The 13,790-nt window shown below is 59.9% G+C and carries 11 protein-coding genes; 6 read left to right on the top strand and 5 right to left on the bottom strand.

Annotated elements, in window-relative coordinates; genetic code table 11:
* Nucleotides 1-11: 11 nt before the first annotated feature.
* The 4 genes from AC5YUO_RS08515 to denD all read right to left on the bottom strand — a co-directional run bounded on the left by AC5YUO_RS08515 (nucleotide 12) and on the right by denD (nucleotide 4,791).
* The gene (locus AC5YUO_RS08515) at nucleotides 12-986 is read right to left on the bottom strand and encodes a threonine ammonia-lyase (protein WP_496152983.1); all 975 of its coding nucleotides are present in this window, start codon (nucleotides 984-986) and stop codon (nucleotides 12-14) included.
* Nucleotides 987-1,111: 125 nt separating this feature from the next.
* The gene (locus AC5YUO_RS08510) at nucleotides 1,112-2,896 is read right to left on the bottom strand and encodes an IlvD/Edd family dehydratase (RefSeq protein ID WP_496152982.1); all 1,785 of its coding nucleotides are present in this window, start codon (nucleotides 2,894-2,896) and stop codon (nucleotides 1,112-1,114) included.
* 9 nt (nucleotides 2,897-2,905) lie between these two features.
* Nucleotides 2,906-3,808, bottom strand: a complete 903-nt coding sequence (locus tag AC5YUO_RS08505; protein ID WP_400817493.1) for an NAD(P)-dependent oxidoreductase — start codon at nucleotides 3,806-3,808, stop codon at nucleotides 2,906-2,908.
* Nucleotides 3,805-4,791, bottom strand: a complete 987-nt coding sequence (denD, locus tag AC5YUO_RS08500) for a D-erythronate dehydrogenase (protein ID WP_496152981.1) — start codon at nucleotides 4,789-4,791, stop codon at nucleotides 3,805-3,807. Before denD ends, AC5YUO_RS08505 begins: the two co-directional genes overlap by 4 nt.
* A 200-nt stretch (nucleotides 4,792-4,991) precedes the next feature.
* Here denD and AC5YUO_RS08495 point away from each other — a divergent pair, with 200 nt between their 5' ends.
* From AC5YUO_RS08495 to AC5YUO_RS08470, 6 genes are all read left to right on the top strand, one after another.
* Entirely contained in the window at nucleotides 4,992-6,437 is a 1,446-nt protein-coding gene (locus AC5YUO_RS08495; RefSeq protein WP_400817489.1) for an FAD-binding oxidoreductase, read from the top strand.
* Between the two features lie 117 nt (nucleotides 6,438-6,554).
* Nucleotides 6,555-7,271 (top strand): FadR/GntR family transcriptional regulator, encoded by a 717-nt coding sequence (locus AC5YUO_RS08490; protein ID WP_400817487.1) that lies wholly within the window; start codon nucleotides 6,555-6,557, stop codon nucleotides 7,269-7,271.
* 201 nt (nucleotides 7,272-7,472) lie between these two features.
* On the top strand, nucleotides 7,473-8,633 hold the full coding sequence (locus AC5YUO_RS08485) for a fumarylacetoacetate hydrolase family protein (RefSeq protein WP_496152980.1): 1,161 nt from the start codon (nucleotides 7,473-7,475) through the stop codon (nucleotides 8,631-8,633).
* A 21-nt stretch (nucleotides 8,634-8,654) separates the two neighbouring features.
* Nucleotides 8,655-9,185, top strand: a complete 531-nt coding sequence (locus tag AC5YUO_RS08480) for a TRAP transporter small permease (RefSeq protein ID WP_496152979.1) — start codon at nucleotides 8,655-8,657, stop codon at nucleotides 9,183-9,185.
* 4 nt (nucleotides 9,186-9,189) lie between these two features.
* Nucleotides 9,190-10,467: a TRAP transporter large permease gene (locus AC5YUO_RS08475; RefSeq protein WP_142842194.1), complete on the top strand. Its 1,278-nt coding sequence runs from the start codon at nucleotides 9,190-9,192 to the stop codon at nucleotides 10,465-10,467.
* A gap of 30 nt (nucleotides 10,468-10,497) precedes the next feature.
* The gene (locus AC5YUO_RS08470) at nucleotides 10,498-11,505 is read left to right on the top strand and encodes a TRAP transporter substrate-binding protein (protein WP_496152978.1); all 1,008 of its coding nucleotides are present in this window, start codon (nucleotides 10,498-10,500) and stop codon (nucleotides 11,503-11,505) included.
* A gap of 109 nt (nucleotides 11,506-11,614) precedes the next feature.
* On the opposite strand, the gene acs is transcribed toward AC5YUO_RS08470, so the two are convergent.
* Complete coding sequence (acs, locus tag AC5YUO_RS08465; RefSeq protein ID WP_496152977.1) at nucleotides 11,615-13,570, bottom strand: acetate--CoA ligase; 1,956 nt, start codon at nucleotides 13,568-13,570, stop codon at nucleotides 11,615-11,617.
* Nucleotides 13,571-13,790: the final 220 nt, after the last annotated feature.

Below are 13,790 nucleotides of genomic sequence, written 5' to 3'. Positions count from 1 at the left end.
CTCAACCTCACTCAGCCGAAACGGGACAGCGCGCCCGCCATGATCTCCGGATCGACATTGCCGCCGGAGGCGACAGCAATCACCGTTTCACTCTCCAGTTCAGCACAGTGGAAGAGGGCGGCCGCCAGAGCCACCGCGCCACCGGGTTCAACGACGATCTTAAGCCGGTTGAAGGCGAGAACCATCGCCCGCAGCGCCTCCTCCTCGGTCACGGCAACACCTTTCCCGCAAAGCCCAGCCATGATCGGAAAGGTGATGTTGCCGGGCTGTGGCGTGACGATCGCATCGCAGATCGAACCCGAGGTGGTGGCGTTACGCTCGATCTTACCCGAGGCAAGGGAGCGAGCCACATCGTCGAACCGTTCCGGTTCTGAAGTCCTGACCTTATAGTTCGTCGCTTTCGCTGCAAGCGCAAGGGAGATGCCGGATGTGAGGCCACCGCCACCACAGGGCACAAGAACCTCGGCTGCATCGATACCCAGTGCCGCGCCCTGTTCTGCAATCTCCAACCCCACCGTCCCCTGCCCGGCAATGACCAGCGGTTCGTCGTAGGGCCTGATCAGCGTCAGCCCCCGCTCGCGCGAAATGCGATCTCCGATGGCATCGCGATCTTCGTTCGCCCGGTTATAAAGCACCACCTCCGCCCCGTAGGACCGGGTATTGTCGATTTTAATTTTCGGCGCATCGGACGGCATGATGATGACGGCGGGAACGCCGTGCAGGCGGGCGGCGAGCGCCACGCCCTGGGCATGGTTGCCGGAGGAAAACGCGATTACGCCCTTGGCGCGCACCTCCGCCGGCAAGCCGGAGACGGCCGACCAGCCGCCGCGAAACTTGAAGGAACCCGTTCTTTGCAGGCACTCGGCCTTTACGAACAGCCTTCGCCCGGCAATGTCGTCCAAAAAAGGTGACGACAGCAAGGGTGTCCGCACCGCATGGTTGCCGATGCGCTTACGCGCGGCCTCTATCATCGAAATATCTGTCATGCCCTGCCCTCGATAATGCGGATGTAACGCGGATTCGCGGGTACATTAGGAGGTCGCAATCAATTGCGAAACCGTCCGGAAAATAAAAATCCCCGGACGCGGCCGGGGATTTTTGTCACCTGTGATCAATGATTGTGCCGGGGCATCTTCTCGGCGATCCGGCGGAAATCTGCGGCCCCTTCGAGAACCGCGCCGTCGGAAAGCTGGGTCACGGATTGGCGATAGATGCGCTGCCATGGCGTCGCATCGGCGGGAACGGCGGGAATGCCGTCCGCCTTGCGGGCGGCAAGCTGCTCATCCGGCACCAGCGCATTGCATTCACCCCTATTGAAATCGATGCGGATCACATCACCCGTGCGAAGCCATGCCAGTCCGCCGCCTGCGGCGCTTTCCGGCGAGGCGTTGAGGATAGACGGGCTGTCCGCCGTTCCCGATTGCCGGCCGTCGCCGATCGTCGGCAGGCTGGTGATGCCTTTTTTCAACAGCGCATCCGGCGGCTGCATGTTGACGACCTCAGCCGATCCCGGCCAGCCGCGCGGCCCCGCACCGCGAATGACGAGAATGGTGCGCTCATCGATATCGAGGGACGGATCGTTGATGCGGGCGTGATAGTCTTCCGAACCATCGAACACCACGCATTTGCCCTCGAAAATGCCCTCGCGACCCGGCTCGCTCAGATAACGCTGGCGGAATTCCGCCGAGATCACACTCGTCTTCATGATGGCGAAATCGAACAGATTGCCCTTGAGAACGAGGAAACCGGCGCGTTCCTTGAGCGGCTTGTCATAGGGCAGGATCACGTCGCGGTCGGTCGATTCCCGACCTTCCAGATTTTCCGCCATGGTCTTGCCGGTTACGGTCGGACAGTTTCCATCGAGCTTGCCGGCCTGCAGAAGCTCCCACATGATGGCGGGCGTGCCGCCAGCGCGGTGATATTTCTCCCCCAGCCATTTGCCGGCCGGCTGAACGTTGGCCAGCAGCGGAATGTCGTAACCGTGGACCTGCCAGTCCTCCTCGCGAAGTTCAACGCCCGCATGTTTGGCCATCGCGGCCAGATGCGGTTGGGCGTTGGTCGAACCGCCGATTGCAGAATTGACGCGAATTGCGTTCAGGAACGCCGCGCGCGTCATGATGTCGGAAGGCTTGATGTTCTCGACAACCAGTTCGACGGCGCGGCGACCGGTACGATAGGCCATCTGGCCGCGTTCACGGTAAGCGGCCGGTATCGCACCACAACCTGTCAGCGACATGCCGAGCGCCTCCGCCATGGCGTTCATGGTCGAAGCCGTACCCATGGTGTTGCAATGCCCGACGGAAGGAGCGGATTCGAGCGCCGCCTGCAAAAACTCCTCGCGGGTGATTTCGCCGGCGCCGTATTTGCGGCGCATCCGCCAGATCACCGTGCCGGAGCCGACCAGATCGCCGTCATGATAACCGTCGAGCATCGGTCCGCCGGAAAGGACAATGGCCGGAATATCGACCGTGCTTGCAGCCATCAGTGCCGAAGGCGTGGTCTTGTCGCAGCCGGTGGTCAGAACGACACCGTCGAGCGGATAACCGTAAAGCACTTCCACGAGGCTGAGATAGGCAAGATTACGGTCGAGCGCCGCCGTCGGGCGCTTGCAGTTTTCGAACATCGGATGGGTCGGGAACTCGATGGGAATGCCACCCGCATCACGAATACCGTCGCGCACCCGCTTGACCAGTTCCACATGGACGCGGTTGCAGGGCGTCAGGTCGCTGCCGCTCTGGGCGATGCCGATGACCGGTTTGCCGGAACGCAGTTCTTCCGGCGTGACGCCGTAATTCATGAAGCGCTCCAGATAGAGCGCCGTCATGTCGAGATGATCAGGATTGTCGAACCAGTCCTGCGACCGCAGGCGGCGCATGGGTGTCTTCTCGTCGCTCATGAGCCCGTCTCAGCCCTGTTCCCGGTTGTTGAGTTTTTCGAGGTAAAGCAGGATGCCGCTATGGTCGATATCGGCACCGCCGTCACCGACGAAGTCGTCGAATTCCCGCGTCACCTGCTGGGTCAGCGGTAGTGTCAGAGCCATATCTTTCGCCATTGCCAGCACGCCGTTCAGATCCTTGAGCTGGAACTTGGATGGGCCGCCCGGCGCAAAATTGCGTTTCACCATGCGTTCGCCATGCAGTTCCAGAATCCGGCTTTCGGCAAAACCGCCACGGATGGCGTTGCGGAAACCTTCACGGGACGCACCGCCCGCTTCCACCAGCATCATCGCCTCGGCAACCGCGCCGATCGTAATGGCGACGATCTGCTGGTTGGCGAGCTTGCAGAGCTGACCCGCACCCGAAGGGCCGACATAGGTGAGGCGGCCCATCGGCGCAAAGACATCCGCAAGACCCGAGATCAGCGCCTCGTCACCACCGGCCATGATGGCGAGCGTACCGGCCGTCGCGCCGGGCACACCGCCGGAAACCGGCGCATCGACGTGATGAATGCCGAGCGCCTGAAGCCGCGAAGAATGTTCACGCGCAATCGGCGGCGCAATCGAGCTGCTGTCGATGACGACCGCACCCTTTGCCAGCACTTCGGCCACGCCGGCCTCGAACAGCACCTCGCCCACGGCCTTGCCGTCGCTCAGCATGGTGATGACGATATCGGCACCCTTGGCGGCCTCCGCCGGCGATGCCGCGACAACCGCGCCATCGGCGACAAGCGCTTCGGCCTTGTCGGCGCTGCGGTTCCAGACCGTGACCGAAAAGCCGGCACCCAGCAGGCGCCGGGCCATCGGCCCACCCATCAGGCCCGTGCCGATAAAGGCGACAGACCGCTTCTTCTCCTCCCCACTGATGCTCATTTCAGTGAACCTCCCAGTTCGTCCTCGATATGAACCTGAATGATGTCTTCAAACGAGCTTTCAGCCGTAAAACCCAGTTCGCGGGCGCGCCTGGCTTCGAAACCGGGTGCCCAGCCTTCGCACATGCGCATGATCATCTCGTTCGGCTCGCGGCGGATGAGGGCAACGGCCTTTTCACCAGCGACCTTGCGCAGCGCCTCGATCTGCTCTCCGACGGTGGCGCTGAGGCCCGGCATAGACAGGTTGCGGCGCGGGCCGACCTTTTCGACATCGATCGTCGCGCCATGGATGAGGAAGCCGACGGCGGAACGCGGCGAGGCATGCCAGTGGCGAATGCTTTCCGGCACCGGCAGAACCGCTTCCTGGCCAACCAGCGGCTCGCGCAGAATATTGGAGAAGAAGCCGGAGGCGGCCGCATTCGGCTTGCCGGGACGAATGCAGATGGTGGGCAGGCGAATGCCGATGCCGTCAAAGAAACCGCGACGGCTGTAATCGGATAGCAGCAATTCGCAGATCGCCTTCTGAGTGCCATAGCTGGTCAGCGGCGTGGTGTGGAACTCGTCCGGGATCGGATAGGGGAGCGGCGCACCGAAGACGGCGATCGACGAGGTGAAGACCACGCGCGGCTTGTAACCGTCCTTGCCGTTGGCAATGCGGATGGCGTCGAAGAGATAACGCGTGCCATCGAGATTGATGCGGTAACCTTTGTCGAAATCGAGTTCGGCTTCGCCGGAAACGATGGCGGCAAGGTGGAAGATGACATCCGGACGGGCTTCGACCAGCTTTTCAGCCTCGCCCAGCGCGGAGAGATCGGCCGCGCGCGCATCGACAGCGCCGGAAAAACCGGCAGGCGCTTCAGGCTGGAACACGTCGATAAGCGTGAATTTCTCGACCGGCTTGCCGCCGAGCGATCCATCCTTGACGAGACGCTGCGTCAGCTTGCGGCCAACCATGCCTGCGGCGCCGATGATTGCGATATGCATGTCTTCCTCCTCTTTGTCCCGGTCATTCTCCCGAGACCGAAAAAACGTCATCGGCCAACCGACCGATAAATTAGCTTGTAAGGTTGTCTGATAACCTTATATGATCGAGTTGAAAATAGTATTTTTTCACAAATCGGCAAAAGCAAGGGCGATGAACCCTTGCGCGGGCACTTTAGGGCGGATTGGACGGAGAGGGTGAAATGACGATCGTGAGCGAACACGATATCGAGGAATTGCGGTTCTCGCTGAAGAACAAGCTGGGCGAGGCTTTGCTGCTGATTTCGCAGGAAGACATGCTGCGTTATTGCCGTGACTGGCATGGCGACGTCACCAGTTCTGCCGTGGCCGTCATCCGTCCCCGCTCGACCAAGGAAGTGTCCGACGCCGTCCGGGCCTGCGCCGAACTCGGCCTCGCCATCATCCCCCAGGGCGGCAATACCGGTCTGGTGCTTGGTGGCATTCCGGATGCGCCCAAGCACCAGGTCGTATTAAGCCTCGAGCGCATGAATGCCATCCGCACCATAGATGGCGACGATTTTTCCGCCGTCGTGGAAGCCGGCTGCATTCTCTCGGAATTCAAGGATGCGGTTGAGGACAAGGGCATGTTCTTCCCGCTGTCGCTCGGCGCGCAGGGCAGCTGCCGCATCGGCGGCAACGTCTCCACCAATGCCGGCGGCATCAACGTCCTGCGTTATGGCATGACCCGCGAACTGGTGCTGGGTCTCGAAGTGGTGCTGCCGGATGGCACCATCTGGAACGGGCTGTCGACGCTGCGCAAGGACAATCGCGGCATCGATCTGAAGCAGCTCTTCATCGGCGCGGAAGGAACGCTCGGCATCATCACCGCCGTTGCCGTCAAGCTTTACCCTAACCCCGAACATGTCGAGACGGCCCTGCTTGGCCTCAATTCGCTCGATGACGCCATCAAGCTTTACCGCCGCGCCCGCCGCGAATGCTGCGATCTCATGTCCGCCTTCGAATTCATGCCGCCGATCGCCTTCACGCTGGCGATCGAGGCTATTCCCGATCTGAAGATGCCGATTGCCGGCGATTATCCGGCCTATGTGCTGATGGAAATCTCAGGCTCCGGCCTGGTGGACACGGCTGACCTGATGGGACGCTTCCTCGAGGGCGTGATGGAAGACGGGCTGGTGCTGGACGGCGTCATCGCTTCCTCGCGCGCGCAGGCGCAATCGCTGTGGCTGTTCCGTGAAGGTATGAATGAAGGCCAGGCACTGCGCGGTGCGCATATGCGTACCGATATTTCCGTACCTTTGTCGAAACTCGCGGCCTTCGTGGCCGAAGCCGAGGCGGAACTGGCGGAAAAACTGCCGGAGTGCCTCGCGGTTTCCTACGGCCATGTCGGAGACGGCAACGTCCACCTCAACGTGCTGCCGCCAAACGGTTCGACACCGCAGGAGCGCGAAGCCTTCATCTATAAGTCCAAGACATTCGTCAACGAGGTCCTCGACCGCTATGTCGGCAGCATCAGCGCCGAGCACGGCATCGGCCGCCTGAAGCGCTCCGATTTCGAAAGCCGGCTATCTGATGTGCAGCGCCGGATGATCACGGGTCTGAAAAACGCCTTCGATCCTGATTTGCGGATGAATCCCGGTTGCCAGATAAGCCTGCAACCGGATAGCTAATCGAGGAACGGCAAAGGCGGCTGAAAACGCCGCCTTTGAAAGCCCTGCTGACGGCGAAGGAGGAAGTCGCCTGTCGCGGGAAAACGAACCAATCGTTTCTGTGGAACGGGAGCAATCATGACGCTGGAGTTCAATCAGATACATCGCAACGACCATCTGCCGGGCCGTATCGCCGCGGAGATTGCGCGCGAAATCAATGATTCGAAGCTCGGACCGGGCGACAGGCTTCCGACCGAACATGTTCTGGCAAAAACCTTCGGCGTTAGCCGCTCGGTCATCCGCGAAGCGATCGCGCAATTGCGCAACGAAGGCTTTGTCGAAACCCGGCAAGGCGTCGGCGCATTCGTCACCGATCCCCGGCAAAGACTGTCCATTCGCATCGAGCGGTCCCGGCTGAACGACCCGGAAAATTTCCGCGACCTTTTCCAGCTGCGCATGCCGCTGGAAATAGAGGCGGCGGGTCTCGCCGCGCTGCATCGCAGCCCGCAGCAGCTGACGCGGCTGGCGGCAGCTTTGGAAAAGATGAAAACCGCCGACGACTGGTCGACGGAAGGCGTTGCGGCCGATCTCGACTTCCACCGCATTCTGGCAGAAGCGACGCAGAACGAATATTTTCTGATGTTCCTCGGCTTCATCGCTGAACGCATCAGCTCCGCCATCAATATTGCTTTTTCGCGTGCGGTTTTTGGTGAAATTCTCGAGGTGACGATCGCCGAACATGTGGCAATCTACGAGGCTGTCGAGAAGGCCGATGCCAGTGCCGCCAAGAACGCCATGCGCAAGCACCTGATCGGCGCCGCAAGCCGGGTCAATCTCGAACTGGATATCTTCTGAGCGGCAAATGAGTACGCCGGTAAAGCTATAGGACAGGTTCACGGCTTTCCGGGAATTGAGACGCGAAACACGATAATTTTGTCGGCGAAGCCGCTAGACTCGTAGCAAAAGTCATACTAAGAAGAACGGGATTAGGTTGTCAGACATCCAGACAATAAGACCGCAGGAGGCGGCCTGTCGGGTGCTGAAGGGGAGGACTACATGACCGGGACAAGGTCCATCGACGCTACCGCAATTTTGCCTGAAGATTTCGAAAACGCGCTGCTCGTCGGACGCGTCTGGTCGAAAAGCGAAGGCGGTCCCTGCCCTGTCCTGCTGAAGGGCGGTGTGCTCTATGACCTCACTTCGCTTTCCCCAACCATGTCCGAACTTCTGGAAAAGACGGATCTGGTGGAGCGGCTTGCCGATACCGGCACATTCGTCGCACTCGGCACGCTGGAAGCGTTTCTGGACGGTTCCGCCGGCGAACTTCTTGCCCCCAACGACATCCAGGCCGTGAAGGCCGCCGGTGTCACCTTCGCCGACAGCATGCTGGAGCGCGTGATCGAAGAACAGGCCAAGGGCGATCCGCTTCGCGCGCAGGAAATTCGCGGGCGGCTGGCCCCGGTTCTCGGTGACAACCTCAAGGGACTTGAGGCCGGCTCCGAAAAAGCCGCCGAAGTCAAGAAACTGCTCCAGGAAATGGGTCTCTGGTCGCAATATCTGGAAGTGGGCATCGGCCCGGATGCGGAGATATTCTCCAAGGCGCAGGCCATGGCCTCGGTCGGCTGCGGCGCCTTGATCGGCGTTCACCCGAAATCGCAGTGGAACAACCCGGAGCCGGAAGTGGTGCTGGCCATCGCCTCCGATGGCCGCATTGTCGGCGCAACGCTCGGCAACGACGTCAACCTGCGCGATTTCGAAGGCCGTTCCGCCCTTCTGCTCAGCAAGGCGAAGGACAATAACGCATCCTGTGCGATCGGTCCCTTCATCCGCCTGTTCGACGGCAACTTCACCATTGAAGATGTGAAGAAATCGCAGATCTCGCTTCTGGTCGAGGGCGAAGACGGTTTCACCATGACGGGCGTCAGCCCCATGGAGGCGATCAGCCGCACGCCGGAAAACCTCGCTTCGCAGCTTTTGAATCGTAACCATCAATATCCTGACGGCGCGGTCTTTTTCCTTGGCACGATGTTCGCGCCGGTGAAGGACCGCCATGGTCCAGGTCTCGGTTTTACCCATTCAAAGGGTGACCGTGTCGAAATCTCCACGCCCAAGCTCGGTAAGCTGATCAACTGGGTCACCACGACCGACGAATGCCCGGAATGGACATTCGGCACCGCGGCCCTGATGCGCAACCTGGCGAAACGAGGGCTGCTCTAGATATTTCTTCGGGAGGGGAAAATGCAAAAGACCATCAATCTCTTTTACCGGATTCTCGAAATCATTCTCGTCCTGCTGCTCGCCGGCATGTCGATCATGGTCTTCGTCAACGTCGTCATGCGTTATACGATGAATTCCGGCATCAACGTCTCGGAAGAACTGTCGCGTTATTTCTTCGTATGGCTGACCTTCATCGGCGCCGTGCTGACATTTCGTGAGAACAGTCACATGGGCATCGAAACGCTCGTGATGTTCCTCTCCCGCCGTGCCCGCATCGTCTGCATGATCGTGTCGAACATGATCATCCTGGCCTGTTCCGCCATCTTCTTCTGGGGAACCTGGAAGCAGTCCGGCATCAATGCCAGCATGCATGCGCCCGTCACCAAGCTTTCGATGATCTGGGTCTATGGCGTCGGCATGTTCACCGGCGGCCTGATGTTCGTCATCGCACTGGAGCGCCTCTACCGGCAATTGACCGGCCGCGTGACCGAAGACGAAATCGCCCAGTTTGCGGGCGAGAACCTGACGATCGAACAGCTTTCGGAGCGCTGATACCATGACACTTCTCGTTTTTATCGGCTCTCTCTTGGGAGCCATGGCGATTGGCGTTCCCGTCGCTTTCTCGCTGATGTTCTGCGGCGTCGTGCTCATGTGGTACATGGGCATGTTCAACACCGCGATCATCGCCCAGAACATGATCTCGGGCGCAGACACCTTCACGCTGCTCGCCATCCCCTTCTTCATTCTGGCCGGTGAATTGATGAATTCGGGCGGTCTTTCCCGCCGCATCATCGATTTCGCCATTGCCTGCGTCGGCCATATCAGGGGCGGCCTCGGCATTGTGGCCATCGTCGCAGCCATCATCATGGCCAGCATCTCCGGTTCAGCGGCTGCCGATACTGCGGCCCTCGCTGCCATCCTCATCCCGATGATGGCCAAGGCCGGTTACAACATTCCGCGCTCCGGCGGCCTCATCGCCGCAGGCGGCATCATCGCCCCTGTCATTCCGCCATCCATGGCCTTCATCGTTTTCGGTGTCGCCGCCAACGTCTCGATCACCCAGCTGTTCCTCGCAGGTATCGTTCCCGGCATTCTGATGGGCATTTCGCTGATCGTTGCCTGGCTGATCGTGGTGCGCAAGGACAACATCAAGCCGCTGCCGAAAACCACCGCCAAGGAACGTCTCATCGCCACCGCGCGTGCCGGCTGGGCGTTGGGCATGCCCGTCATCATTCTGGGCGGAATCAAGGCCGGCATCATGACGCCGACGGAAGCCGCCGTCGTGGCCGCCGCTTACGCGCTTTTCGTCGGCATGGTGATTTACCGCGAACTGAAGCCGGCGGATCTCTTCCATGTGCTTCTGCGCGCCGCCAAGAGCACCTCGATCATCATGTTCCTCGTCTGCGCGGCACTCGTCTCCGCATGGCTCATCACGGCAGCGAACATTCCGAACGAAGTCGCAAGCTATATCGAGCCGCTGATCGATCGTCCGATGCTGCTGATGGTCGTCATCATGGTGCTGGTCTTCATCGTCGGCACCGCGCTCGACCTGACGCCGACCATCCTGATCCTCACGCCTGTTCTGATGCCCATCATCAAGCAGGCGGGCATCGACCCGGTCTATTTCGGCGTTCTCTTCATCATCAACAACGCCATCGGCCTGATTACCCCTCCGGTCGGCGTGGTTCTCAACGTCGTCAGCGGCGTCGGCCGCATCCCGCTCGGCAAGGTCACGATCGGCGTTTGGCCGTTCCTCGTTGCCGAAACCATCGTCCTGGCGCTGCTGGTGATTTTCCCCGACATCGTCATGGTTCCGTTGCAGTACCTTCGTTAATTTCTCGAACACAATCCAAGGGAGGATATTATGAGAAAGCTTCTTCTGACCACCACGGCAATCGCATTCGCCGTTGGCGCCGCAGCGCCGGCAATGGCCGAATTCAACAGCCGCAATATCCGCGTTTCGAACGGCATCAACCAGGACCACCCGGTCGGCAACGGCATCAAGGCCATGCAGGCCTGCCTTGACGACAAGTCGGGCGGCAAGCTGAAGCTGACGGCATTCTGGGGCGGCGCGCTCGGCGGCGACCTTCAGGCGACCCAGGCCCTGCGCTCCGGCGTTCAGGAAGCCGTCGTGACGTCCTCTTCGCCGCTCGTCGGCCTCATCCCGTCGCTCGGCGTCTTCGACCTGCCGTTCCTCTTTGCGAACGACAAGGAAGCTGACGCGGTCATGGACGGCGCTTTCGGCGACATGATGAACAAGAAGCTGGAAGAACAGGGCTTGGTAAACCTTGCTTATTGGGAAAACGGCTTCCGCAACCTGTCCAACTCCAAGCACGCCGTGAACAAGTGGGAAGATTTCTCGGGCCTCAAGGTCCGCGTGATGCAGAACAACATCTTCCTCGACACCTTCCAGAACCTCGGCGCCAATGCAACGCCGATGGCTTTCGGTGAAGTCTTCTCGGCGCTGGAAACCAACGCGATCGACGCTCAGGAAAACCCCTATGTGACGATCGACACCTCAAAGTTCTACGAGGTGCAGAAGTACATCACCGAGACGAACCACGCCTATACGCCGTTCCTCTTCCTCTTCTCCAAGCCGATCTTCGACAGCTACACGCCCGAAGAGCAGGCAGCGCTGCGTGAATGCGCAGTTGTCGGCCGTGATGAAGAGCGCAAGGTCATCCGCGAACTGAACCAGAAGTCGCTGGAGAAGATCAAGGCCGCCGGCCTCGAAGTGAACAGCCTGTCTCCTGAAGAGCAGACCCGTATCCGCGAAAAGTCGATGGTCGTTTACGAAAAGCACAAGGCTGAAATCGGCGCTGATGTCGTTGACGCCGTTCTGGCGGACCTGAAGAAGATCCGCGGCCAGTAAGCCCATCTGGTTGAAATAAAAAACACCCGGAGGTTTCCGCCTCCGGGTGTTTTTGTTTGCAGAAAACTCAAGATCGAAAAAAGGCTGCCAAAGCAGCCTTTTCCGGAAATCAGGATGCCATGCGATTCTGCCGGTTGGCGATGAGATCTTCGACGACGGCCGGATCGGCGAGCGTCGATGTGTCCCCCAGCGCACCAAAATCATCCTCGGCGATCTTGCGCAGGATACGTCGCATGATCTTGCCTGAACGGGTCTTTGGCAGGCCCGGCGCGAACTGGATCTTGTCCGGCGTCGCAACCGGCCCGATCTCATTACGCACGTGCTTTACCAGCTCCTCACGCAGCGCATAGTCGCCGTTCTGGCCCGCCATCAGCGTGACATAACAATAGATGCCCTGCCCCTTGATGGCGTGCGGATAACCGACCACGGCCGCTTCCGAAACGAGATGATGCGACACCAGCGCCGATTCCACTTCAGCCGTGCCGAGGCGATGACCGGAAACGTTCAGCACGTCATCGACGCGGCCGGTGATCCAGTAATAACCGTCCTCATCACGCCGGCAACCGTCGCCGGTGAAGTACTTGCCCTTGTAGGTGGAGAAATATGTATCGACGAAGCGCTGATGATCGCCGTAGACGGAGCGCGACTGGCCCGGCCAGCTGTCGATGATGCAGAGATTGCCGTCCGCGGGGCCTTCCAAAACATTGCCCTCCGCATCGACAAGCTGCGGCTGCACGCCGAAGAACGGCCTCGTTGCCGAACCCGGCTTAAGATCGGTCGCGCCGGGCAGCGGCGAGATGAGAATACCGCCGGTTTCCGTCTGCCACCAGGTGTCGACGATCGGGCTCCTGTCCTCGCCAACCACATGATAATACCACTCCCAGGCTTCCGGATTGATCGGTTCGCCAACCGTGCCGAGAAGCCGCAGGCTTTCGCGCGAGGAGCGCTGGACGAACTGGTCGCCCGCACCCATCAGCGATCTGAGCGCCGTCGGTGCAGTGTAAAAAATATTGACCTTGTGCTTGTCGATGACTTCCCAGAAACGCCCCTGATCCGGGAAATTGGGAACGCCTTCGAACATCAGCGTCGTCGCGCAGTTCGCCAGCGGCCCATAAACGATGTAGGAATGGCCGGTGACCCAGCCGACATCGGCCGTACACCAGAAGACCTCGCCATCCTTGTAATCGAAGACATATTCATGCGTCATCGACGTATAGACGAGGTAGCCGCCCGTCGTGTGCAACACGCCCTTCGGCTTGCCGGTGGAGCCCGACGTATAGAGGATGAACAGCGGGTCTTCCGCACGCATCTTCACCGGCGGGCAATCCGGCTTCACCGTGGCGATTTCCTGATGGTACCAGACGTCGCGACCGGGCGCCCAGCCGGTCTTGCCGCCGGTGCGGCGTACGACGAGAACCTTGTTGACGATGACATATTGCTTGGCGGCGATATCGATCGCCTTGTCGGTATTTTCCTTGAGCGGGATCGGCTTGCCGCCGCGCACGCCCTCGTCGCAGGTAATGACGAAGGTGGACTGGCAGTCAACGATGCGGCCAGCCAGGGCTTCCGGCGAGAAGCCGCCGAAGACCACCGAATGGATGGCGCCGATTCGGGCGCAGGCGAGCATGGCATAAGCCGCCTCCGGTATCATCGGCATATAGATCGTGACACGGTCGCCCTTCTTGACGCCGTGCTTTTTCAGCACATTCGCCAGACGGCAGACATACTCATAGAGCTGGTTATAGGTGATCTTCTTGTCGATATAGGGATTGTCACCCTCCCAGATGATCGCCGTCCGCTCGCCATGCGTCTTCAGATGCCGGTCGATACAGTTATAGGAGACGTTGGTCAGGCCGTCTTCGAACCACTTGATCGGCACCCTGCCCTTGAAGGACGTGTTCTTGACCTTGGTATAGGGCTTGAACCAGTCGATCCGCCGGCCGTGCTTGTCCCAGAACTTTTCCGGATCCTCGACGCTCTCCTGATACCATTTCTGGTAACGCTCATTGTCGATGAGCGTGCGGGCCTTCGCCGATTTGAGCACCGGGTAGATTTTGGCAGACATGAACTCCTCCTGGAACCGATATGGCTTTTGACGTGGCCCGAGACTCCCACCTCAGGCATGTGGTGAATTCATAGCAGTTCAAATCCGCACGGCAATTAGACAAAGGTCATTTGTTTCGCAAAGAATTGCAATTATGATGCAATCCGGTTATAGAGCGCCAATATCCCGGAAATCAGTGGTTGATACCACGCCCGCGACACCGGCGCGGACGGACAGAAGG

It is taken from the genome of Agrobacterium sp. LEGMi-208b (assembly GCF_059511785.1).
Note: the sequence above shows the minus strand (reverse complement) of the source record. Positions and strands in the feature narration are given on the sequence as shown.